21 protein-coding genes and 1 other RNA gene are annotated in these 21,934 nt (G+C 51.3%); 14 read left to right on the forward strand and 8 right to left on the reverse strand.

Translation table 11 applies throughout. The annotated features are described in order from the left end of the window. Positions 1–13: 13 nt before the first annotated feature. Both acnB and AADEFJLK_RS15680 read right to left on the reverse strand, forming a co-directional pair. Entirely contained in the window at positions 14–2,569 is a 2,556-nt protein-coding gene (gene acnB, locus AADEFJLK_RS15675) for a bifunctional aconitate hydratase 2/2-methylisocitrate dehydratase (RefSeq protein WP_088619110.1), read from the reverse strand. Positions 2,570–2,609: 40 nt separating this feature from the next. Next, positions 2,610–3,278 (reverse strand): DUF5710 domain-containing protein, encoded by a 669-nt coding sequence (locus AADEFJLK_RS15680; protein ID WP_103974902.1) that lies wholly within the window; start codon positions 3,276–3,278, stop codon positions 2,610–2,612. A gap of 242 nt (positions 3,279–3,520) precedes the next feature. Here AADEFJLK_RS15680 and AADEFJLK_RS15685 point away from each other — a divergent pair, with 242 nt between their 5' ends. After that, positions 3,521–3,781 (forward strand): type II toxin-antitoxin system HigB family toxin, encoded by a 261-nt coding sequence (locus AADEFJLK_RS15685; RefSeq protein ID WP_103974903.1) that lies wholly within the window; start codon positions 3,521–3,523, stop codon positions 3,779–3,781. Positions 3,782–4,264: 483 nt separating this feature from the next. Here the strand turns inward: AADEFJLK_RS15685 and AADEFJLK_RS15695 are convergent, their stop codons facing one another. The 4 genes from AADEFJLK_RS15695 to AADEFJLK_RS15710 form a co-directional block, all read right to left on the reverse strand. Next, positions 4,265–5,290, reverse strand: a complete 1,026-nt coding sequence (locus AADEFJLK_RS15695; protein ID WP_103974904.1) for an agmatine deiminase family protein — start codon at positions 5,288–5,290, stop codon at positions 4,265–4,267. 67 nt (positions 5,291–5,357) lie between these two features. Continuing rightward, entirely contained in the window at positions 5,358–7,037 is a 1,680-nt protein-coding gene (gene recN / locus AADEFJLK_RS15700; protein ID WP_103974905.1) for a DNA repair protein RecN, read from the reverse strand. Further along, a complete protein-coding gene (locus AADEFJLK_RS15705) occupies positions 7,031–7,927 on the reverse strand; it encodes an NAD(+) kinase (RefSeq protein WP_103974906.1) in 897 nt (298 codons plus the stop codon). Before AADEFJLK_RS15705 ends, recN begins: the two co-directional genes overlap by 7 nt. An 85-nt stretch (positions 7,928–8,012) precedes the next feature. Beyond that, complete coding sequence (locus tag AADEFJLK_RS15710) at positions 8,013–8,783, reverse strand: exodeoxyribonuclease III (protein ID WP_103974907.1); 771 nt, start codon at positions 8,781–8,783, stop codon at positions 8,013–8,015. A 96-nt stretch (positions 8,784–8,879) separates the two neighbouring features. Here AADEFJLK_RS15710 and rpmE point away from each other — a divergent pair, with 96 nt between their 5' ends. After that, a complete protein-coding gene (gene rpmE / locus AADEFJLK_RS15715) occupies positions 8,880–9,080 on the forward strand; it encodes a 50S ribosomal protein L31 (RefSeq protein WP_088619118.1) in 201 nt (66 codons plus the stop codon). Positions 9,081–9,209: 129 nt separating this feature from the next. On the opposite strand, the gene AADEFJLK_RS15720 is transcribed toward rpmE, so the two are convergent. Together AADEFJLK_RS15720 and AADEFJLK_RS15725 are read right to left on the reverse strand one after the other, a co-directional pair. Then, a complete protein-coding gene (locus AADEFJLK_RS15720) occupies positions 9,210–9,848 on the reverse strand; it encodes a plastocyanin/azurin family copper-binding protein (RefSeq protein ID WP_103974908.1) in 639 nt (212 codons plus the stop codon). Positions 9,849–9,893: 45 nt separating this feature from the next. After that, the gene (locus AADEFJLK_RS15725) at positions 9,894–11,537 is read right to left on the reverse strand and encodes a multicopper oxidase domain-containing protein (RefSeq protein ID WP_103974909.1); all 1,644 of its coding nucleotides are present in this window, start codon (positions 11,535–11,537) and stop codon (positions 9,894–9,896) included. A gap of 384 nt (positions 11,538–11,921) precedes the next feature. On the opposite strand from AADEFJLK_RS15725, the gene ffs reads away from it, so the two are divergent. From ffs to AADEFJLK_RS15785, 12 genes are all read left to right on the forward strand, one after another. Beyond that, positions 11,922–12,018, forward strand: an RNA gene (gene ffs, locus AADEFJLK_RS15730) — signal recognition particle sRNA small type. Between the two features lie 38 nt (positions 12,019–12,056). Next, positions 12,057–13,685 (forward strand): DNA polymerase III subunit gamma/tau, encoded by a 1,629-nt coding sequence (gene dnaX, locus AADEFJLK_RS15735; RefSeq protein WP_103974939.1) that lies wholly within the window; start codon positions 12,057–12,059, stop codon positions 13,683–13,685. Between the two features lie 20 nt (positions 13,686–13,705). Next, entirely contained in the window at positions 13,706–14,029 is a 324-nt protein-coding gene (locus AADEFJLK_RS15740) for a YbaB/EbfC family nucleoid-associated protein (RefSeq protein ID WP_088619121.1), read from the forward strand. A 12-nt stretch (positions 14,030–14,041) separates the two neighbouring features. Further along, a complete protein-coding gene (gene recR, locus AADEFJLK_RS15745; RefSeq protein ID WP_088619122.1) occupies positions 14,042–14,638 on the forward strand; it encodes a recombination mediator RecR in 597 nt (198 codons plus the stop codon). 18 nt (positions 14,639–14,656) lie between these two features. Next, positions 14,657–14,995, forward strand: coding sequence for a histidine triad nucleotide-binding protein (locus AADEFJLK_RS15750; protein ID WP_103974910.1), 339 nt, complete (start codon positions 14,657–14,659; stop codon positions 14,993–14,995). Positions 14,996–15,390: 395 nt separating this feature from the next. Beyond that, the gene (locus AADEFJLK_RS15755; RefSeq protein WP_088619124.1) at positions 15,391–16,743 is read left to right on the forward strand and encodes a Na(+)-translocating NADH-quinone reductase subunit A; all 1,353 of its coding nucleotides are present in this window, start codon (positions 15,391–15,393) and stop codon (positions 16,741–16,743) included. After that, the gene (locus AADEFJLK_RS15760; RefSeq protein WP_088619125.1) at positions 16,743–17,945 is read left to right on the forward strand and encodes an NADH:ubiquinone reductase (Na(+)-transporting) subunit B; all 1,203 of its coding nucleotides are present in this window, start codon (positions 16,743–16,745) and stop codon (positions 17,943–17,945) included. The genes AADEFJLK_RS15755 and AADEFJLK_RS15760 overlap by 1 nt, the downstream gene beginning before the upstream one ends. After that, entirely contained in the window at positions 17,938–18,831 is an 894-nt protein-coding gene (locus AADEFJLK_RS15765; protein ID WP_088619126.1) for a Na(+)-translocating NADH-quinone reductase subunit C, read from the forward strand. Before AADEFJLK_RS15760 ends, AADEFJLK_RS15765 begins: the two co-directional genes overlap by 8 nt. Then, a complete protein-coding gene (locus AADEFJLK_RS15770) occupies positions 18,831–19,511 on the forward strand; it encodes an NADH:ubiquinone reductase (Na(+)-transporting) subunit D (RefSeq protein ID WP_088619127.1) in 681 nt (226 codons plus the stop codon). The genes AADEFJLK_RS15765 and AADEFJLK_RS15770 overlap by 1 nt, the downstream gene beginning before the upstream one ends. After that, positions 19,511–20,119, forward strand: coding sequence for an NADH:ubiquinone reductase (Na(+)-transporting) subunit E (nqrE, locus tag AADEFJLK_RS15775; protein ID WP_019867002.1), 609 nt, complete (start codon positions 19,511–19,513; stop codon positions 20,117–20,119). Before AADEFJLK_RS15770 ends, nqrE begins: the two co-directional genes overlap by 1 nt. Positions 20,120–20,131: 12 nt before the next feature. Beyond that, positions 20,132–21,352 carry an NADH:ubiquinone reductase (Na(+)-transporting) subunit F gene (gene nqrF, locus AADEFJLK_RS15780; protein WP_088619128.1) on the forward strand — a complete coding sequence of 407 codons (1,221 nt, stop codon included), beginning with the start codon at positions 20,132–20,134 and terminating at the stop codon, positions 21,350–21,352. A gap of 169 nt (positions 21,353–21,521) precedes the next feature. Then, a complete protein-coding gene (locus tag AADEFJLK_RS15785; RefSeq protein WP_103974911.1) occupies positions 21,522–21,902 on the forward strand; it encodes a DUF2845 domain-containing protein in 381 nt (126 codons plus the stop codon). Positions 21,903–21,934 lie beyond the last annotated feature (32 nt).

A 21,934-nucleotide genomic window follows, 5' to 3' on the forward strand; every position in this document is an offset into this window, starting at 1 on the left:
TAGGGGCTTAGGCCTAACTCAGTGCGGCTTCTTGATATTTTTCCATCAAGTTAAAGTTTAAGTACCGATAGGTGTCATCGGCGGTGGCGTTAATCTGAGCGGCGTAGTGCATGTATTCTTCAACGGTCGGGATTTTGCCCAAGATGGAGCAAACGGCGGCCAGTTCGGCGGATGACAGGAACACGTTCGCCCCGTTGCCTAAGCGGTTCGGGAAGTTGCGGGTGGAGGTGGAGACAACGGTGGCGTTTTCCGCTACCCGCGCTTGGTTGCCCATGCACAGCGAGCAGCCGGGCATTTCGGTGCGGGCGCCGACTTTGCCGAACGTGCCGTAGTAGCCTTCTTCGACCAATTGGTTTTGGTCCATTTTGGTCGGTGGGGCAACCCATAAGCGGGTCGGTAAAGAACTCTTATGTTGTTCCAGCAATTTTCCGGCGGCGCGGAAATGGCCGATATTGGTCATGCACGAGCCTAAGAACACTTCGTCTATTTTGGTGCCGGCGACTTCTGACAACGGTTTGATGTCGTCGGGGTCGTTCGGGCAGGCCAACAGCGGTTCTTTGATGTCGTCCATGTTAATGTCGATGATCTCAAAGTATTCGGCATCGGCATCGGCTTCCAGTAATACGGGGGTCGCCAACCATGCTTCCATGTCTTTGATGCGCCGCTCAATGGTACGGACATCGCCGTAACCTTGGGCAATCATCCATTTTAACAGGGTGATGTTGGAGTTGAGGTATTCGCGGATTGGGGCTTCGTTAAGCTTGATGGTGCAGCCGCCCGCCGAGCGTTCGGCGGATGCGTCGGACAATTCAAACGCTTGTTCGACTTTTAAGTCCGGCAAGCCTTCAATTTCTAAGATACGGCCTGAGAAGACGTTTTTCTTGCCTTGTTTGGCGACGGTCAACAAGCCTTTTTGTAAGGCGGCGTAGGGGATGGCGTTGACCAAGTCGCGTAAGGTGATGCCGGGCTGCATGGTACCAGTGAAGCGCACTAAGACCGATTCGGGCATGTCCAGCGGCATAACGCCTGTGGCGGCGGCGAAGGCGACCAGGCCGGAACCGGCCGGGAAGGAGATGCCGATAGGGAAGCGGGTGTGCGAGTCGCCGCCAGTGCCGACGCTGTCAGGCAATAGGGTGCGGTTTAGCCAGGAATGGATAATGCCGTCGCCCGGACGTAAGGACACGCCGCCCCGGTTCATGATGAAGTCGGGCAGGGTGTGCTGCATGGTCACGTCTACGGGTTTGGGGTAGGCGGCGGTATGGCAGAACGATTGCAGCACCAAGTCGGCGGAGAAGCCTAAGCAAGCCAAGTCTTTCAGCTCGTCACGGGTCATGGGGCCGGTGGTGTCTTGGGAGCCGACCGTGGTCATGTGCGGTTCGCAATAGGTGTTAGGACGCACACCCGCCACGCCGCAGGCTTTGCCGACGATTTTTTGCGCTAAGGTGTAGCCTTTGCCGCTGTCGGCTTCGTCGCTGGGGCGGATAAAGACTTCGGAGGCGGGCAAGCCTAAGGCTTTACGCGCCCTATCGGTGAGGCCGCGGCCAATAATCAGCGGAATACGCCCCCCGGCGCGGACTTCGTCCATCAGGACATCGGTTTTTAGGCTGAAGTGGCACACCACTTCGTCGCTGTCATGGCGTTTGACGATACCTTGGTAAGGGAATATGTCGATGACATCGCCCATTAGTAAGCGGCTCACGTCGCACTCGAACGGCAACGCGCCGGAATCTTCCATGGTGTTGAAGAAAATGGGGGCGATTTTGCCGCCGATACAAACCCCACCGTCGCGTTTGTTAGGGATAAAAGGAATGTCGTTGCCCATATACCATAACACGGAGTTAGTCGCGGATTTGCGCGAGGAACCTGTGCCGACCACGTCGCCGACGTAAGCGACCGGGAAGCCTTTTTGTTTCAGTTCGGTAATCTGTTGCTCGGCGTTGGTGATGCCTTCGCGCGGCATTTTCAGCATGGCTTTGGCGTGGAGCGGGATGTCGGGACGTGACCATGCGTCGGGGGCGGGTGACAGGTCGTCGGTGTTGGTTTCGCCTGTGACTTTAAAAACGGTGACGGTGAGCTTTTCGGGTACGGCGGGTTTGCTGGTGAACCATTCGGCATCCGCCCAGGCTTGCAGGACTTGTTTGGCGTAAGCATTGCCCGCATCGGCTTTGCTTTGCACGTCATGGAAAGCGTCAAACACTAAGAGGGTGTGCGTCAGGGCTTTAGCGGCGATGGGCGCCAGCGCGGCCACGTCTAATAGGTCGATTAACGGGGCAATGTTATAACCGCCGAGCATGGTGCCGAGCAGTTCGGTGGCATCTTCGGGGGTTAAGATCGGTGATGTGGCTTCGCTTTTGGCGATGGCGGTCAAAAAGGCCGCTTTGACAAACGCCGCTTCGTCAACCCCGGCGGGGATACGGTTGGCCAGCAAATCGAGGATAAAGGCTTCTTCGCCAGCGGGCGGTTGTTTGATGAGTTCGCACAGGGCGGCGGTTTGCGCGGCATCCAGCGGTTTGGGGACAACACCTTCGGCGGCGCGTTCGGCGACATGTTTACGGTAGGTTTCTAGCATGGGGGGAGCCTCAATTGTATTTAAAAGGTACTAAAATAAATTATGCGTTTCTAATGGGGAAGTTAAGTTTGATACCTGAGTTTGTTATTAAACGTAAGTCCAGTGTATATTCATTAACGGAGCGTTCTCTCCAAGTCTCGAACGCTCTATCTATATGCTCTTGAAGTTGTTTGTTGTTGAAACCTGTTACTTTCTGTAAATGTTGCACTGCGTACTCCCCCAAGCCTTTGATTTGGGCGTATCCTAAGTGGGTCGATGTATGACAGTCTTTACACAATGCAATAAGTCTTTCTAATTTTTGAATTTTGTTTTTGTCGTCATAGCTCCACCTTTCGTGAGCTTCTAACCATTTTCCATTCAATTCACCACAGCATTCACATACATTATTGGCACGTTGATAAATTATTTTTCTAAGCCTATTCCAATCATCTTCGGCAATACAATATCTCACATTGGTAAACCAACAAGACTTAGGGATTAAATCAACAAATAACTGGTTACCACCAAAAGTTCTGTCTTCACCAATTAATATAATATCTGGAAATAATAGTGTTAATTTATCAAAATTTCTATTGTTTTCAAGCATATACCAAGACTTGAAGTCAGGATCCCATTTTGCTCCCATATTTTTTGCTTCATCTTTCCTTGAATAAGGAACGTTTAAATAAACTTTTGTGCTGACTGTTTTGTTATTTATGTTGGTGTTCATTTTTTAATATCGTATCGTCCTTATTTTGCGTTTGACCAAATTCTAATGGTCATTTTTACCATGAGTGGTTTAATGATGAAAGGCTTGATGCGCTTGAAACAACAATATTTTAAAAAAAGGTGTATGGTAATCTCGTTTCAAAATAATTTAATCCTGTCAAATGTAATTCAACTGATTTTTTATAAGGATATTCAGAATCATGCATATCATTATCCCGCACTCCAATCAAAATTTTCAGTGCAATGCATCCCGATGCTGAAAAGCCCCTTAATACTTGGTATCACTTAGTCAGTAAAAATGAATTCGCCAATTTCAACGAATCAAAAGCCATTTTTCCGAGTGCGGATGCGGTTAAAAATAAAAACGGTGACAGTTTGACTGTTTTTAATATCCACGGCAACAATGTCCGTTTAATCGCCGCCATCTACTACAACCGGAAAACATTATTTGTCAGGCATATACTGACTCATGCCGAGTACGACAAAGGCAAATGGAAACTATAACACTATAAGGTGTCTGTTATGAATAGCAATTTACAAGCCATGATGACAAGCTGGCAACCTCTTGCGCCGTTAGTTTCGGTGCCTTACACGGAAACGCAATACCAAGAGCGTATTGCCTTGCTTAATGAGTTAATCGACGAAGTTGGCGAAAATGAAGACCATCCCTTGGCAACTTTATTGGATATAGTGGGGATGGCGGTCGCCAATTACGAGCAGGCCCATTATCCGATTCCTGCCGCACCGCCACAAGACGTTTTGGCTTATTTGATGGCGGAGCATCAGTTAAAGCAAAGTGATTTGCCGGAAATGGGTAGCCAAGGCGTGGTGTCGGAAATTTTGCGCGGTAAGCGGCAACTGAATGTCCGGCAAATCCAAGCCCTGAGCCAGCGTTTTAGGGTCTCGGCTGAGGTGTTTTTAGCGGTTAGGGCAGGGATAGTGCTTTTCTGGTGCGAAAGCGCTATCCCTTTAAACGTGGCGGTTGGTTTAAGCAATCGCCAAGGCCTGTTCAGGGAACTGCATGGTCATGCAGTGCAGGCTGCCGTATTGATGCACCAAGGGGCGGCATGGGGTGGCGATGATGGTGTGGTCGGGGAAGCAGGCACTTAAGCGTTGTAGGGCGACGGCATCGTTGGGGTCGTCGTAGACGGGTACCATGACCGCGCCGTTGATGATGAGGAAGTTGGCGTAGTTGGCGGGCAGTTGTTGGCCTTCTTCGTCATAAATCGCTTGCGGCATCGGCAGCGGGATGAGCTGGTAAGGCTGTCCGGTTGCTGTGCGGAAGGCTTGCAGTTGCCCTTCCATATTTTTCAGGCTGGCATAATGCGGGTCGGCGGCATCGTCGCAGCTGGTGTAGGCGATGGTGTCGGCGGTGCAAAAGCGTGCCAGGGTGTCGATATGCGCGTCGGTATCGTCGCCGGACAGGTTGGGCTGGTCTACCCATAAAATCCGTTCCGCACCGAATTGCGCTTGCAATTGCCGTTCTATGTCTTGTTGGCTGAGGCTGGGGTTACGGTTGGGGTTTAACAGGCATTGGCGGGTGGTCATGATCGTGCCGCAACCGTCGCTCTCGACACTGCCGCCTTCTAATACGAAGCTAACGTCCTGATGGGGGGCGGCTTGAAACAGCGGGTGGTTTAATAGGGTGTGGTTGAGGGCATTGTCGGCATCGTGCGGGTATTTTTCGCCCCAGCCGTTAAAGGTGAAGTTGAGCAAAGTGGCTTGGCCGTCGTGTTCGGCGGTTAAAAAAGCGCTGTCGCGCACCCAAATGTCGTTGGTGCGGGCGTGGTGGAAGCGGATGTTATGGGTGTCGGCCAGCAAGCTTTCGATGTGCTGTTGGTGGACGCTATCCCGGCACACAATGATCAGGGTTTGGTAACGGCTGATGGTGTTGGCGATAAAGGAATAGGAATGTTCGACGGTCGCTAAGCGGTTGCTGAAATCGCCGGTTTCATGAGGCCAGGCGATTAAGACGGCGGATTGTTTTTCCCATTCGGCAGGAAAGCGTTTCATTGATGATCCTTATAAGTTAGGTGGGTGAGGCCCGTTTTGGGGCGTTTGCTAGGAATTTTGGCTAAACTCAGCCCGTTACTGCCGCTTGTTGGAGCATTTCTTCGGCATGGGCGAGGGTGTTGGCGGTGATGTTAACTCCGCCGAGCATTCTGGCGACTTCGTGGACGCGTTCGCTATTGTCTAATAGTCTGACGGTGGACGCGGTAATATCAGTCTGGTTGGTTTTGGCGACGAATAGGTGGAAGTGTGCTTGGGAGGCGACTTGCGGCAAGTGGGTGACGCACAGCACTTGGCGGTTATGGCTGAGGCGGCGCAGTTTTTGGCCGACGATTTCGGCGATACCGCCGCCGATGCCGGCGTCGACTTCGTCAAAAATCATAGTCGGCGTAGTTTTATCATTAGCCGTAGTCACTTGGATGGCCAGGCTGATACGCGACAATTCGCCGCCGGAAGCGACTTTGCTGAGGGCTTTGGGCGGCAGGCCGGGATTGGAGGCGACCAGAAACTCGATTTTGTCGTTGCCGTTGAGTTTGGGTGTGCTGTTAGCCTGTGGATTGACGGCGACCAAAAACTCGCCTTGGGGCATACCGAGTTCTTTGATAACGGCGGAAATGTGCGTTTGCAGTTGGCTGCCGCCTTGTTGGCGGCGTTCGGACAATTGCGCGGCCAACGCTTGGTAGCGGGCGGACAGTTGCCCGGTTTGCAGGGTCAGCGCTTCGATGCGTTCGCTGCTATGGGTCAGCCTGTCCAGTTCTTGCTCCAGTTTGGTGAGTTGGGCGGGCAGTTCATCGGCGGGGATATGGTGTTTGCGGCTGAGCTGGTGGATGACGCCGAGCTGGCTTTCTATGGCGTTCAGGCGTAGCGGGTCGGCTTCTTGCGCCTCTAAAAACCGCCGCAATTGTAGGGCGGCTTCTTCGGTCTGGATTTTCGCTTCCGCTAATAGGTTGCTGATTTCGGTTAATTCGGGGGCGTAGCGGGCGATATGGCCCAGTTCCGACAGGCTATGCCCAAGCAGGGCAATGACTGCCAGTTGGTCGTTTTCGTACAGGCTATCGACCACGCTTTGCCCGGTGCTGAGGATTTCCCCCAGGTTGGCGAGTTTTTCATGCTCTTCGTTGATGGCGGCGTAACTGAAGTTAGCCATGTCCAGCTCTTGCAACTCGGCGATTTGGTAAACCAGCAAGGCTTCGCGCTCGGTTTGGTCGGCGGCGGCTTTTTGTAAGGCCAGCAGTTCTTTGTTGGCCTGTTGCCACTGCTTAAAGCAGGTGTTCAGCTCATCCAAGAGCGGTTGGTTTTTCGCGTACACATCTAACAGGCGGCGCTGTTCGTCGCTGTTGAGCAAGGTCAGGTGGGCGTGCTGGCCGTGGATTTCCACGAGCTTTTCGCTGAGTTCCTGCAAGGCCTGTAAGGTGGCCGGGCGGTTGTTGATATAGGCTTTAGAGCGCCCGTCATGGTTAATGACGCGCCTGACCAAGCATTGCAGGCCGTTATCTAGATCCTGCTCTTGTAACCATTGCTGGGCCAGCGGCGCGTCGCTTAAATCAAATTCCAGGTTGATTTCGGCGCGTTTGCAATCGGGGCGGACGTAGCCGGCATCGGCCCTGTCCCCTAAAGCCAAGCCTAAGGCGGTCAATAAAATAGATTTGCCCGCGCCGGTTTCGCCTGTCAGTACCGACATGCCTTTATCCAGATCCAGGTCGAGCATTTTGACGACCGCGAGGTCGATAATGGTAAGGTTTACTAACATGGCGGGGATGTGTGGTAGCCACTGCTCCAGTTTAATTTGTTTCTGAGGATGTAGAAGTAGTCGTGACCTTCTGGGTGTAAGATTCTAATCGGTTTAGGTTCCTGTTTTATTAAAATCTTGTCACTGATGAAAACTTTAGGTATCTCAATGTGGTCGCAGGTCACTAAGGCATTGATTTGCTTGGTTTGGCAAAAGCTGATTTCAATCTCCGAACTGGCGGCAATGACGATAGGGCGGTTGGATAAGGTATGCGGGTTTAACGGCACCAGTACCAGTGCGTTGAGTGACGGCGACAAAATCGGTCCGCCCGCCGACAGGGAGTAGGCGGTGGAGCCGGTCGGCGTGGAAATGATCAGGCCGTCAGAACGCTGTGAGTTTAGAAACACACCGTCAATTTTGGTGATGATTTCAATCATGCTGGGCGTGACCCAGCGATGTATGACCACTTCATTGACGGCGGTTTCTTCATGGATGATGTGCCCGTCGCGGATAATTTTGGTGCGCAATAGATAGCGTTTTTCTTCGGTGTAATGGCCTTGCAGGATGTCTTGCAGGCGACCCGGCAATTCGTTGGGGGAAATGTCCACCAAAAAGCCCAGCCGCCCCAGATTGATGCCGATAATCGGGATGTTGTACGCCACCACCGCCCGCGCCGCCGCCAAAAAAGTGCCGTCACCGCCAACCGCAATCACCAAGTCGCAATACAGGCCGATGGTCTCAATCGGACAGGACTGTACATCGCTATCGTTGATAAAGCCTGCACTATCCTGGGCAATCATCACCGTGTAGTGGGCGGCCTTCAGATAGTCATAAAGCAAGGTCAGCGTCGCGCCAATGCGCGGGTCGCTGGGCTTGCCGATAATGCCAATACTCTTGAAAGGAATCTGCATACAAAGTAACAAGGGTTAAAAAGGCTGATTATACAGAAAACTTAGGCGGTAGGGTTTTATCGTGCCGGAAACGGCCTTAAATGGCTTAGGGATAATCATAATCCATAAGCAACGGCGCGTGGTCGGAAAAGCGTTGGTCTTTGTAGATGCTGGCGGCTTGCACCTTGTCTTTTAAGGAGCCGCTGACGATTTGGTAGTCAATGCGCCAACCGACATTCTTTGCCCAGGCTTGGCCGCGGTTAGACCACCAAGTATATTGTTCCGCTTCGGGGTTGACCAAGCGGAACGCGTCCCACCATTGCCCGTCGGCGAAGAGCTGGCTGAGCCAGGCACGTTCTTTGGGCAGGAAGCCGGAGTTTTTGACATTGCCGCGCCAGTTTTTCAGGTCAATTTCTTTATGGGCGATGTTCCAGTCGCCGCAGATGATGAGGTCGCGGCCTTCCTGGATGCGGGCTTGCAGGTAAGGGGCGAAGCGTTCCATAACGTTAAATTTGACCGCTTGGCGCTCTTCGCTGGAGGAACCTGAGGGCAAATACAGGGAGATGACGCTGAGCTTGCCGAATTGGGCTTCGATAAAACGGCCTTCGCGGTCAAAATCCGCCCAACCGATGCCGCTGATGACCTTGTCGGGGGCTTTTTTGCAGTACAGGGCAACGCCGCTGTAGCCTTTTTTTTCGGCATCGTGGTAGAAGCAGTGATAGTTTGCCGGGTGGAAAGGGTCGGCGGGGAGTTGGTGCAATTGGGCTTTAGTTTCTTGGATACAGACCACATCAGCGTCTTGTTGCTGCATCCAAGCAAAGAAGCCTTTGCGTTCGGCTGAGCGGATGCCGTTAGTATTTAAGGTGATGATGCGCATAATGTTATTTGTAGGTTGCGGTTTCTGCCATAAAACCGTATTATAGATGGTTCTTTAATAAGTATGTAGCCCGTTTGCGGGTAATGTGAAAGTGATATGAAACCAGATATTCATCCAAACTATAAACAAATTACCGTAACTTGCGGTTGTGGTAATTCTTTTGTCACTGGCTCGGTAATAGCAAAAGACCTGCAAATTGAGGTTTGCTCATCATGCCATCCTTTTTATACAGGTAAACAGCGTGTGGTTGATACCGCAGGCCGCGTCGATAAGTTCCGCAAAAAATACGGCAAATAAACCCGCCGTGTATTCTGGCGGGAAGCTGTTCCGCCGGAAACCGCCCCATGACAGACACGAACAAAAAAAGCCCGCCAACCCGCCGCTTGCGAACGGGGTGGCGGGCTTTTTTGTGGGTGCGGGTTTGGGTTATTTTAGCTTTAGGATAAAAAACGGCACGGCGATGCCCGCTAAGGCGCACAGTAGCAGGATACCGACATTGGTGCGCGTCCAGTCCACGGGGTAGCTGTCGGCTTTAACGGCGGCGCTGATGCCGGGGATGCTGGGCAAGTCGCCGTCGCCGCCGTCCACTTTCAGTTGTGCTTTCATGCCTTTTTCCGCATGTTGTGGCAGTTCGCAATGCACCAGATAGGTTTTTTTCTGGCTGGGCATAATCAGCGAGGCTTTCAACTCGCCCGCGCCGTTGAGTTCCAGGTGGAACATGCCTTCGGGGTATAAGTAGCCGGGCAGGCCGTGGATCATCAGTTGGTGGCGGATTTGGTCGTCATTAATGAAGGTGATGTTGATTTTCGCACAAGGCTTGACATGCCATTCCTGTTGGTCGAAAGCGAACATTTTGCCGTTGAAGCGGGTGGCGTGTTGTTGTCCGGCATGGATGGTGATGTCGACGGTTTCCGATAGCTTTTGGCAGTCACGCGGCAAGGTGTCGGGGTTGTCGTTCATGATCATGCCTTTTTCGTCCATCACCATGCCGGCATGGTGGTGCATGGCGGCAGGGGCCGGATGGGTGGCTAACAGCAACAGGCTTAAGATAAGGGCGGTTTTCATCGTTTTGGGGGGCGTTAAGTCAGTCATTGTGGGTGTGTTCCAGGCTTATTTGCGTTTGATGGCAAACACCAGCACCAGGCCGACCAACAGGCCGGCGGCTAAGCCAAAGGCGATGATTTGCCAGTAGGGCGGGGCGATCAGTCCGGCATCACCGAGCAGGTGTTTAAAGTCGCCTTGGTTCCAAGGGGCTTGTTTTTTGGCGTAGTAATCTTTGCTGAACACTTCGCCGAGCATTTCGTCGTGCATTTTCGGCATCCCTTGTTCGTCGACCAATTGCTTATAAGCCAGCAGCGCCATATTGCCGCCCGGTTCCATGCCGTCGCTGGTCGTGCCAGTCGGGACGTGGTCATGAAACATCCATAAGCCGGGGCCGTAGCTGTTCACGCCGTTATTTTGGGTCAGCAATTTCAGGTCGATGCGTTGCGCGGGGGCAATGTCGAACACGTCGCGGGTCAGGCGCAGGCCTTCGGGTTGGTCGACCCCGTCGTAGGCGGTAATGGTGGCTTTATGGCCGTGGAAATGGATGGCGACGGCGGTGCGTTGGGTGTTGGCAATGCGCAGTTTAATGGCTTCGTTATCGCCGACATTAATGATGCTGTCACGCAGGGTGTAGGGAAAGGAATGCCCGTTGAGCATGAAGTAGTTCTCAAATGACTCGGTCATATTGTAGTCGCGGCTCATGCGCTGGGCGATCAGGCGCGGGTCGCTGGCATTTTGGATGATTTGCGCGAGTTTTTTGTCGATGGACTGGTAAAGCAGGTCATATTCTTGGCTGTAATCGGCTTTGACGGCCACGGACGGGTGGCGGACTTGCCCGGCGCCAACGTTAAAGGTTTGTACCCAGTTATTGGGGCGGTTTTCTTCGACAACAAACATGCCGTTCAGACCCATCATAAAGTGTTGGGCGGTTTGGACATGGCAATGGTAGAGCATCGTACCTGCGTGGCGGGGTTGGATTTCGTAGGTGTGGCTTTTGCCGGGGAAAACCGGATGCTCTTCAACGCCGTCGTTGTCTTCGCCCGCTGCGTTATGCCACGCATGGTCAACGCCATGCAGGTGGATGGTGTGCGGCAGGTAATGGGTGTTTTCTAAGGTGATGTAGACTTTATCGCCTTGCTCGACACGGATGGTCGGCGAGGGGGCTCGCAGCAGGCGGTTGGCGACTTGGGACTGGAAGTTTTTCACCGCCATGCCGCGTGATTTGGGCGCGTACACCCATAAGCCGGGTTGGATGCCGGGGGCGATAGGATAGGTGTCAATTAAAAATTCGCCGTCTGGGCTAGCGCCGTTCAACTCCACCACTTCCAGTTTGATATGGATAATGTCGGGGTCGCCGTCTTGGTCGGTATCTTCGCCCATAATCAGCGCATCTTGCGCCAGATCGGTCTGCATTAACGTCCCCATGGAGATATTGTTGGTGCCTTTGACGGAGGCGGCGACTTCGTAGGGGTTATCGGGTTCGCAGGCGGGGGCGGGGGCTATCTCTACGCCTTCAATGGTTTGGGCCTCGCGCCATTCGGGATGCTCGTTGGAGCAGGGCTTTTCGACACTGCTGGTCTCTTCCGAACGGTTGTAAACCGTTGCGGGCGGAATAACCCCGGCGGTTTGTTGGGTTTGCGGCACCAACAGCACAATGGCGGTTATCAATAAGGCAAATAAGACAAATAAAGCAAGGTGTTTTTTAGTCATAACGTAACGTTGGCTAAAGAAAGGTAAGTGCGGGAAGGGCGTTCATGGGCAATGGGTTGGGTGTGCCGCCGTTACGCCTTTATCCCCCTATGATACACCAGTTACACGGGTAAGCCGTAAGGGCTGTTGGTAATGCGGCGTAATTGCTTGGGCGGCCAGTGCCGCCTTGGCGTTTTTCCGTCAGTTTGTCTGGGTGGGTTTTTTGAGGGTCGGGTATATGGAATCATCTTGTTTAGATAAGGGTTTTGCCGGCTTGCAGGAAGGTTTATGGAAGCGGCTAGCCTTAGGCTGCGCAGAAATTTGCCGATAGTGCTTGTGTTTCGGTTAAAGCTGACGCATAATAGCCAGCCTTAAGCCGATAAGGCTCAAGCATTATGGTTGTCGTGCCGGTCCTCCCGCAACGATACGCTGTGAACCCCGCCAGGTCCGGAAGGGAGCAACGGTAACAGCAGATTCGTGTGCCGGGATGTGGCTGGTACGACTTCCGCCCAATCCAGCCTAATCAATTTCGAGCCTGCAATGAATTACCAGGTTCTCGCCAGAAAATGGCGTCCCGCTAATTTCACAGAAGTTGTCGGACAAGAGCATGTCGTCAAGTCGTTAACTAACGCACTCGCCCACAATCGCTTACATCACGCCTATTTATTTACCGGAACCCGCGGTGTCGGCAAGACCACACTGGCACGGATCTTGGCTAAAGCCATCAATTGCGAAAATCTCCAAAACTTTAATCCCTGCGGCGTTTGCCCCATTTGCGTTGCCGTCGATGAAGGCCGTTTTTTAGACCTGATCGAAGTCGATGCCGCGTCCCGCACCAAAGTTGAAGATACCCGCGATTTACTTGATAATGCCCAGTATGCCCCCAATCAAGGCCGCTATAAGGTCTATTTGATTGACGAGGTGCACATGTTATCGGGGCATAGCTTTAATGCCTTATTAAAGACCTTGGAAGAGCCGCCGCCGCATGTCAAGTTTCTGCTGGCGACCACCGACCCGCAAAAAATCCCTGTCACCGTCCTGTCCCGTTGTCTGCAATTTAACCTTAAACGCTTATTGCCGGAGCAAATCCTTGCGCAAATGCGTTTCATTTTGGCGCAGGAAGCCATTGCCTGTGAAACCCCCGCCTTAAAATTGCTTGCCCGTGCCGCCGATGGCAGTATGCGCGACGGCCTGAGTTTGCTCGACCAAGCGATTGTCTATGGCGCGGGTACGGTGATGCTGACGGAGGTGCAGGCGATGCTGGGGACGGTGGCGCAACAGCCGGTCGCGGATATTTTACAGGCGTTGGCCAGCCAAGATGTAGCCGCCATTTTCCAAACCATTCATGAAATGGCCGATTTGACCAGCGACTTTAGCGATGTGCTGGCGCAAGTGCTGCAAGTCTTGCATCGGGTGGCTTTGGCTCAGTATGTGCCGGGGCTGCTTAGCCAAGATTTTGATGCCGAGATGCTCGCCGATTTGGCGGCCAAGCTGGCACCGGAAGATGTGCAGTTGTACTACCAGATCGGCCTGTTAGGGCAGCGGGATTTGGAATTGGCGCCTGATCCGCGCAGCGGTTTTGAAATGGTCATATTGCGGATGTTGGCTTTTAAGCCCGTAGCTTTGGCTACCGCTACCGCCAAACCTGTTGCCCGGCCTGCCGCCGTGCCACCTGTGCCGCCGCCTGTTGCCGTTGCGCCTTCACTGTCCGCACCGCCGTCCCAGCCTGCTATGCCAACGTCTGCCATAACCGTGGCGAGTCCGGTCGCTGAAGCGGTAATGACAAGCCCGTCCGGCGATCAATGGGTGGATATGATTGCCGCGATGCGTTTGGGCGGTATGACCCGTGAGCTGGCGAATAATTGTGTGCTGGAGCGTCTGGATGACACGAGCTGTGTATTAAGGCTGGATCCGGGGCATGTGCAGTTGCGCGGGGCGGTCGCCGAAGAAAAACTGCAAAAGGCCTTACATGCCTATTGCGGGAAGCCCGTCAAGTTGGTCTTCAATGCCGAAAAAATGACCGTCGCCACGCCCGCTATGCAGTTGCTTAAGGAGCGGGAAGACCGCCAGCAAGCGGCAGTCGGGGCGATTAATGCCGATTCTAACGTGCAGGCTTTAAAAGATCAGATGGATGCCAGGATTCTGTCCGGCTCCATTGAGCCTGTGTAGCCATTATACAAGGAGAAAAAATGAAGAACCCTTTAGGAAATCTCATGCAGCAAGCGCAAAAAATGCAGGAAGATTTTAAAAAAGCGCAGGAAGAAATTGCTGCCATGCAGGTGCAGGGCGAATCCGGCGGCGGCTTGGTCGCCATTATCATGAACGGCAAGCGTGAAGCTTTAAAAGTGACGATTGACCCGTCTTTAGTCGGTGATGATAGGGATATGTTGGAAGATTTGGTGGCGGCGGCGATTAATGACGCGGTGAATAAAGTGGCAAAAATGAAAAAAGAAAAAATGTCCGCGTTAACGGCGGGTATGCCGTTGCCACCCGGTTTTCAAATGCCGTTTTAAGCATCGCTTAATATGTCCAAAAAAGGCCTGTTAGGGCAGTTGATACAAAGCTTTTGCTGTTTGCCTGGGGTCGGGGCAAAAACCGCGCAGCGTATGGTGTTTTACCTGTTGCAGCGTGACCGTCAGGGAGCCAGGCGGCTGGCCGAATTGCTGTTGTTGGCTATCGATAACATTAACCACTGCCCGCAATGCCGGACGCTGACCGAAGACGCGCTCTGTGTGATTTGCGCCGACCCTGCGCGTGATAGGGGCTTGGTCTGCATTGTCGAAAATCCCGCCGATGTTTGGGTGGTGGAGCAGACTGCCGTGTTCAAAGGCGGGTATTTTGTCCTGCATGGGCGGCTGTCGCCGCTAGACGGTATCGGCCCTGATGAATTGGGGCTGGATTTGTTGCGCCAACAATTGGCGGCGGGGCAGGTCAAGGAATTGATCTTAGCGACCAATTCCACTGTCGAGGGTGAAGCCACGGCGTTTTTTATTGGCGAACTGGCGCGTAAGCACCAAGTCAAGGCTACCCGTATCGCCCATGGTGTACCGATGGGCGGCGAATTGGAGTTTACCGACAGCGGCACGCTGTCCCATGCGTTTAATGACCGGAAGGTTTTTTAACTAGAGAAGGTATCTATCATGTCGGATTGTCTGTTTTGTAAAATGGTTGCTGGTGTCATCAAGCCGGATGTCGTGTTTGAAGATGATAATGTCTTGGCGTTCCGGGATATTAACCCGCGTGCGCCTGTGCATGTGCTGGTTATCCCTAAGCAGCATGTGCCGACCTTAAACGAATTGGCTAACCCAGAACTAGCCGGGCAGCTTTTGCAAGCGGCGGCGGCGGTCGCCAAGCAGGAAGGTTTGGCCGACAACGGCTACCGCGTCAATATCAACTGCAATAAGCACGGTGGGCAGGAAGTCTATCATCTGCACCTGCATGTTTTGGGTGGCCGGCAAATGGCTTGGCCGCCCGGTTAAAAGCCTGTATCTGAATTTTTTAGGGCAATCGCCCCCTGCCTTCAAATCCACAGTTTAAACAGCTTTCGCCACGGAGCTCGCAGCGTTTTTCAGGCGGCTGCTCCGTGTCCTGTGGGTTCTTCCTAGTGAAATAGTCGGTTAAACCTTACTACAGCTTTCAATGTGGCTGGGGTTTATTATGACCATAATGCACTGAATTAATAATGCTTTTTTACAGTAAAAAGAGTGTCTTACCGACGGCATAAGGACTGTGTACCGCTTTTGTGGAGTTGAGAAAACCCTGTTTTTATGATGTAATGAAAGTGTTACACATCTTAATGCGCCCCTTTATTTTTGCAGTTTTTAAAATAACGGGATGGTTTCGCCGCAACTTGTTGGGAGAGTAGGCTTCAACTATGCAATTTACTATTAAAAAAGGTTTAGATATACCGATTACAGGGGAGCCTAAGCAAGTGATTGATAATGGCAACGCCATTAAATCGGTCGCTGTTCTGGGTATGGATTATGTAGGCATGAAACCTACCATGTTAGTCAGTGAAGGGGATAAGGTGCAATTAGGCCAGATCCTGTTCAGTGACAAAAAAAATCCTGGGGTCAATTTTACGTCTCCAGGCGCCGGTATTGTTAAGGCTATTAACCGTGGTGAGAAACGGGTCTTACAATCGGTCGTTATTGAGTTACAGGGTGATGACGAAATCACTTTCGCCAAATATCACGAAGCAGAACTGAACGCCTTAAGCGTTGGGCAAATCAAAGAAAGTTTGCTTGCCTCAGGTTTATGGACGGCTTTCCGTACCCGCCCTTATGGCAAAACGCCTGCCGTTGATAGCCAGCCCAGTTCCGTTTTTGTGACGGCCATCGATACCAGCCCTTTAGCGGCGGATCCGGCGGTCATCATTAAAGAACGCGCCGCTGATTTCATCAACGGTTTGACGGTTATCGCCAAATTGACCGAGGGCAAGACGTACGTCTGTAAAGCCACGGGCAGCGATATTCCTACCGGCAATGCGGCGGTGCTGACTGCCGATTTTTCCGGCCCGCATCCGGCCGGTTTGCCCAGCACCCATATCCATTTGCTCGATCCGGTCAATATCGACAAGTTTGTCTGGCATTTGGATTACCAAGCCGTTATGGCGATTGGGGCGTTGTTCACGACAGGCCGCTTAAATGTTGAGCGCGTGGTGTCCTTAGCGGGGCCTACCGCAAAAAATCCGCGTTTGCTGCGCACCCGTGTCGGCGCTAATGCCGATGATCTGGTCGCTGGCGAATTGGCTGACGGTGTTGAAAGCCGCGTTATTGCCGGTTCGGTCTTGTACGGTCATGAAGCCAGCGGTTGGGCGGCTTATCTGGGTTTCTACAGCAACCAAGTGTCGGTCTTGCAAGAAGGCCGGGCGCGTGAATTGTTTGGCTGGATTGTCCCGGGTAAGGATAAGTATTCTGCCCTTAACGTTTACACCTCCAGCGTTGACCGTAAAGATAACCGTAAATTCCCTTTAACAACCGACAAAAACGGCAGTAACCGTGCGGTCGTTCCTGTGGGGATTTATGAAACGGTCATGCCTATGGATATTTTGCCTACCCCGTTGTTGAAATCGTTGCTGGTGGGCGATTCGGACCAAGCGCAATTATTGGGTTGTTTGGAAGTTATCGAAGAAGATATGGCTTTATTTACCTTCGTCGATCCGGGCAAACATGATTTCGCGCCTGTGCTGAGAGCGAATTTAACTAAAATTGAGAAGGAAGGATAATGTCGGCTAGAGATTTTTTAGATAGCATAGAGCCGCATTTTACAAAAGGCGGTAAGTTAGAAAAGTATTACGGTCTCTATGAGATGGTCGATACCTTTATCTATACGCCCGCTTCTGTAACACGCGGCACTACCCATGTTCGTGACGGTAACGACCTGAAACGGACAATGACGTTTGTGGTGATTGCTACCTTGTTTTGCGTTTTGATGGCTGTGTATAACACGGGCTATCAGGCCAATTTGGCAATGGAAGCAATGGGTTTGGAAAAAATCGGCAATTGGCGCAGTTTGCCGATGATGATTTTCGGCTATAACCCGTCTAACCCACTGTCTTGCATCGCCCATGGCGCGTTGTACTTTTTCCCTATTTATTTCGTCACCTTAGCGGTGGGCGGGGTTTGGGAAGTGTTGTTCGCCACGGTGCGCGGCCATGAAGTCAATGAAGGCTTCTTGGTGTCATCCATGTTGTACACCTTAATTATGCCGCCTGACATGCCGTTATGGCAGGTCGCGTTAGGCATTTCTTTCGGTATCGTTATCGGTAAGGAAGTGTTCGGCGGAACCGGCAAAAACTTTTTAAACCCTGCTTTAACAGGTCGGGCGTTTTTGTATTTTGCTTATCCGGCTTCCATTTCCGGCGACTCCGTCTGGGTGGCTGTTGACGGTTATACGGCGGCAACCCCACTGGGCTTGGCGGCAAACGGTGGCTTGGAAGCGGTTTATAACGCCCATTACACTTGGTTCCAAACCCTGTTCGGTTTTGAGCCGGGCTGTTTGGGAGAAACCTCCACTATCGCTATCTTAATCGGTGCGGCGTTTCTGTTATATACCCGTGTGGCTTCGTACCGGATTATGGCGGGTGTGTTTTTAGGCATGGTGGCAACGTCATTGTTGTTTAATATGATCGGTAGCGACACCAACCCGATGTTTGCCTTGCCTTGGTACTGGCATTTGACTATCGGCGGTTTTGCTTTCGGTATGGTGTATATGGCGACTGACCCCGTCAGTGCCGCGATGACTGACACAGGCCGCTGGATATTCGGCGCTTTAGTCGGCGGTATGACCGTCTTAATCAGAGTCGTGAATCCTGCATTCCCAGAAGGTATTATGTTGGCAATTCTGTTCTCTAACATGTTCGCGCCTACCATTGACTACTTCGTCATTCAGGCCAATATCAGAAGAAGGATGAAACGCCATGCTTAATAAAGAAACGCTGTGCCACTATTATGGAAAATTTACTGTCTACCGCGATAAGGTTTTGGCCTTAGGCAATGACAGCTTAGAAAAGACGTTCGCTATCGCTTTGTCTTTGTGCTTGGTTTGTGCGGTGTTTGTCGCTATGGCGGCGGTTGCTTTAAAGCCTCTGCAAGTCATGAACAAAGAAATGGACATGAAGAAGAATATTCTTGATGTGGCGGGTCTTTTAGAACAAGGCAGCGATATTGACGCCGCTTTTGCCGAAAAGATCGAAGCGAAAATTGTTGATTTGGAAAGCGGCGAATACATTGACAGCATTAATGCCGCCGACTATGACCAACGTAAGGCGGCGAAAGACCCCGCCCAAAACGTTGCTATTCCAAAAGACAAAGATATTGCCCATATCAGAATCAAAGCCAAATATGCGAAAGTGTTTTTGGTGAAGGAAAAAGGTACTATCAAATCCATTATCTTACCGATTAACGGTTATGGTTTGTGGTCTACGCTCTATGGCTTCTTATCGTTAGATGCCGATGGTCAGACCGTACAAAGCATCAACTTTTATGACCAAGCAGAAACTCCGGGGCTGGGTGGCGAAGTCGTTAACCCTAACTGGCGGGCGCTGTGGAAAGGTAAAAAAGTCTATGCCGAAACCGATCAGCCTTCGCTTGATAAAGGCCTGATTACTGAAGCCGATATCGGCGAACCGGCTTTGACCTTGATCAAAGGCGTGGTGGACAACAGCAAGCCGGGTTCGCAATACCAAGTGGACGGCCTTGCCGGTGCAACTTTAACCAGTACGGGGGTTTCTAACTTAGTCAGATACTGGATGGGTAAAGAAGGTTTTGCCCCGTATTTGAGCAAAGTCAGAACCGTCAAAGGAGGTGCCTAATGAGCGCTGTATTGAATGACGAAACAAAAAAAGTATTAATAGAGCCGCTGGTCAGCAATAACCCTATCACCTTACAGGTCTTAGGTATTTGTTCGGCGTTGGCGGTCACCTCGCAAATGTCCACGTCATTGATTATGGCGTTGGCATTGACCTTGGTCACGGCGTTTTCTAGCGCCGCGATCAGCGCGATCAGAAACCACATCCCCAGCAGCATCCGTATTATCGTGCAAATGACGATCATCGCGTCGCTGGTTATTGTGGTTGACCAGATCTTGAAAGCCTTCGCTTACGATGTCAGCAAGCAATTGTCGGTGTTTGTCGGTTTGATCATCACCAACTGTATCGTTATGGGCCGCGCCGAAGGCTATGCCATGAAAAATCCTCCGCTGGAGAGCTTCATGGACGGTATCGGTAACGGTTTGGGCTATAGCTTGATTTTGGTTATCGTCGCTTTTTTCAGGGAATTGTTCGGCTCAGGCAAGTTATTGGGCAATGAAATTTTCCACCTGACCAAAGACGGCGGCTGGTATGACCCTAATGGCTTGATGTTATTGCCGCCTAGTGCGTTTTTCATCATCGGTTTGATTATTTGGAGTGTCCGTCAATGGAAGCCCGAACAAGCCGAAAAAGTCGAATTTAAAATTATGCCGATTGCGCATGGTGAAGGAGGGCATCACTAATGGAAGCCTATATTAGTTTATTTGTAAAAGCCGTTTTTATCGAAAACCTAGCCTTGTCCTTCTTTTTGGGCATGTGTACGTTTATTGCGGTCTCCAAGAAAATTTCCACGGCGATGGGCTTAGGGGTTGCGGTTATGGTGGTGCAAGCCATTACCGTTCCTGCCAATAACTTGGTTTATCACACCCTGCTGAAAGAAGACGCTTTGTCTTGGATTGGCATTAAAGGCGTGGATTTGAGCTTTTTGGCGTTGTTAAGCTGTATCGGTATGATTGCCGCTTTGGTACAAATTTTGGAAATGATCTTAGATAAGTTCTTTCCGGCTTTGTATTCTGCCTTAGGTATCTTCTTGCCGTTAATCACCGTAAACTGCGCCATTTTGGGCGGTAGTCTGTTCATGATTGAGCGTGACTACAACTTCGGCGAAAGCGTCACTTACGGTATCGGTAGCGGCTTAGGCTGGGCTTTGGCGATTACCGTTATGGCGGGTGTGCGCGAAAAGCTCAAATACAGTGACATTCCGGCTGGTCTGCAAGGCTTGGGTATCACCTTTATTACTGCGGGTCTGATGTCGCTTGGCTTCATGGCTTTCTCTGGAATCCAACTATAGGAAGGTGTCGTAATGTTGGAAATTATTTTAGGCATTATTATTTTCACGGGTTTCGTGATTGCATTGGTATTTCTCATTATCGGTGCCAAAAGTAAGTTGGTGGCTGCCGGTGATGTGGAAATTCTGATCAATGACGAGAAGAAAATCCATGTGCCGGTCGGATCAAAACTGTTAGGCGCGTTAGCCGATAACGGTTTGTTTGTGTCATCAGCGTGCGGCGGCGGCGGTACTTGCGCACAATGCCGCGTGAAAGTCCATTCAGGCGGCGGCGATATTCTGCCGACTGAAACCTCGCACATCACCAAACGTGAAGCGGCGGAAGGCGAACGCCTTTCTTGCCAAGTCACGGTCAGAAACAATATGTCGATTGAAGTGGAAGACAGTGTTTTTGGGGTGAAAAAATGGGAATGTACGGTTAAGTCTAACCATAACGTTGCCACGTTTATTAAAGAGTTGGTGTTGGATTTGCCGGAAGGCGAAGCTATTAACTACCGTGCGGGCGGTTATATCCAAATCGAATGTCCGCCGCATGTCGTTAAATATAGCGATTATTTGGTGGAAGAGCGTTTCCGTGACGATTGGGATAAATTCAATCTGTGGCGTTATGTCTCCGACGTGAAAGAACCCGCGTTACGCGCCTACTCTATGGCTTCATACCCTGAAGAAAAAGAGATTATGCTGAACGTGCGTATTGCCACGCCGCCGCCACGCGCCGCTGAAAATGTCCCGCCTGGGATTATGTCATCGTACATTTTTGGCCTGAAACCTGGCGATAAATGTATCGTGTCCGGCCCTTACGGTGAATTTTTCGCTAAAGAAACCGAAGCGGAAATGGTCTTCATCGGTGGTGGTGCAGGTATGGCGCCGATGCGTTCGCACATTTTCGACCAGTTACGCCGTTTGAAATCCAAACGTAAGATTACCTTCTGGTACGGTGCGCGGAGCAAGCGCGAAATGTTCTATGTTGAAGATTTCGATATGCTGGCCCGTGAAAATGACAATTTTGAATGGCATGTGGCGTTATCTGACCCGCTGCCGGACGATAATTGGGACGGTTATACCGGATTTATCCATAACGTGGTTTATGAACATTATCTGAAAAACCATCCGGCACCAGAAGATTGTGAGTTTTACATGTGCGGTCCGCCAATCATGAACAGCTCAGTGATCAAAATGCTGTTAGATAACGGTGTCGAACCCGAAAACATTATGTTGGACGATTTCGGCGGCTAAGTCGCTTACGGCAAAACAATCCTCTTCCGCTTTGGTCTGTCCTTGCGGAAGGGGATTTTTTTTATAAATTCAGTACCCATTCATTTTGTATAGGTTACAATCGTCAGTATTGGCAGCGTTGTTTATCATCGGATAAGGCCGCTGTGCGCTGACTGTTTTGGAGCTTCCTATGCGACCATCAAGATTATTGCTACTATTTTTCTGTCTGCTCATTTCCCAGTCTGTGCTTGCCTTACGTTGCGGCCATGAGTTGGTCGAATTGGGCAACAGTAAGAACGATGTCGTTTATAAGTGCGGCGACCCTGATTCTATTGATACCCATCTCGAAAGGCGTAGCGTCAGCCATTATGCCAGTGAGTCGAATTATTTTGGTGACGGCGCGACGGTTTACCCGAATACCGCCACCAATATAGGTTTGCAGCAATACGCCGAAGTGGATGTGGTGGTTGAGGAATGGGTTTATGATTTTGGCCGCAGACGTTTGCAGCAGTATTTACGTTTTGAAAATGGCCGCTTAAAGGAACTGAAAACCTTAGACCGTGGCCATTGAGGTAAGCAGTGATGTTATGTAGTCATTTTTTC

The sequence above is a fragment of the Methylovulum psychrotolerans genome (assembly GCF_002923755.1).
GTDB classification, from domain to species: domain Bacteria; phylum Pseudomonadota; class Gammaproteobacteria; order Methylococcales; family Methylomonadaceae; genus Methylovulum; species Methylovulum psychrotolerans.

Bases quoted from the DNA above. Each gene is read 5' to 3' on its own strand.
- acnB (WP_088619110.1), bottom strand. From the start codon at position 2,569: ATGCTAGAAACCTACCGTAAACATGTCGCCGAACGCGCCGCCGAAGGT.
- AADEFJLK_RS15680 (WP_103974902.1), bottom strand. From the start codon at position 3,278: ATGAACACCAACATAAATAACAAAACAGTCAGCACAAAAGTTTATTTA.
- AADEFJLK_RS15685 (WP_103974903.1), top strand. From the start codon at position 3,521: ATGCATCCCGATGCTGAAAAGCCCCTTAATACTTGGTATCACTTAGTC.
- AADEFJLK_RS15695 (WP_103974904.1), bottom strand. From the start codon at position 5,290: ATGAAACGCTTTCCTGCCGAATGGGAAAAACAATCCGCCGTCTTAATC.
- recN (WP_103974905.1), bottom strand. From the start codon at position 7,037: ATGTTAGTAAACCTTACCATTATCGACCTCGCGGTCGTCAAAATGCTC.
- AADEFJLK_RS15705 (WP_103974906.1), bottom strand. From the start codon at position 7,927: ATGCAGATTCCTTTCAAGAGTATTGGCATTATCGGCAAGCCCAGCGAC.
- AADEFJLK_RS15710 (WP_103974907.1), bottom strand. From the start codon at position 8,783: ATGCGCATCATCACCTTAAATACTAACGGCATCCGCTCAGCCGAACGC.
- rpmE (WP_088619118.1), top strand. From the start codon at position 8,880: ATGAAACCAGATATTCATCCAAACTATAAACAAATTACCGTAACTTGC.
- AADEFJLK_RS15720 (WP_103974908.1), bottom strand. From the start codon at position 9,848: ATGAAAACCGCCCTTATCTTAAGCCTGTTGCTGTTAGCCACCCATCCG.
- AADEFJLK_RS15725 (WP_103974909.1), bottom strand. From the start codon at position 11,537: ATGACTAAAAAACACCTTGCTTTATTTGTCTTATTTGCCTTATTGATA.
- dnaX (WP_103974939.1), top strand. From the start codon at position 12,057: ATGAATTACCAGGTTCTCGCCAGAAAATGGCGTCCCGCTAATTTCACA.
- AADEFJLK_RS15740 (WP_088619121.1), top strand. From the start codon at position 13,706: ATGAAGAACCCTTTAGGAAATCTCATGCAGCAAGCGCAAAAAATGCAG.
- recR (WP_088619122.1), top strand. From the start codon at position 14,042: ATGTCCAAAAAAGGCCTGTTAGGGCAGTTGATACAAAGCTTTTGCTGT.
- AADEFJLK_RS15750 (WP_103974910.1), top strand. From the start codon at position 14,657: ATGTCGGATTGTCTGTTTTGTAAAATGGTTGCTGGTGTCATCAAGCCG.
- AADEFJLK_RS15755 (WP_088619124.1), top strand. From the start codon at position 15,391: ATGCAATTTACTATTAAAAAAGGTTTAGATATACCGATTACAGGGGAG.
- AADEFJLK_RS15760 (WP_088619125.1), top strand. From the start codon at position 16,743: ATGTCGGCTAGAGATTTTTTAGATAGCATAGAGCCGCATTTTACAAAA.
- AADEFJLK_RS15765 (WP_088619126.1), top strand. From the start codon at position 17,938: ATGCTTAATAAAGAAACGCTGTGCCACTATTATGGAAAATTTACTGTC.
- AADEFJLK_RS15770 (WP_088619127.1), top strand. From the start codon at position 18,831: ATGAGCGCTGTATTGAATGACGAAACAAAAAAAGTATTAATAGAGCCG.
- nqrE (WP_019867002.1), top strand. From the start codon at position 19,511: ATGGAAGCCTATATTAGTTTATTTGTAAAAGCCGTTTTTATCGAAAAC.
- nqrF (WP_088619128.1), top strand. From the start codon at position 20,132: ATGTTGGAAATTATTTTAGGCATTATTATTTTCACGGGTTTCGTGATT.
- AADEFJLK_RS15785 (WP_103974911.1), top strand. From the start codon at position 21,522: ATGCGACCATCAAGATTATTGCTACTATTTTTCTGTCTGCTCATTTCC.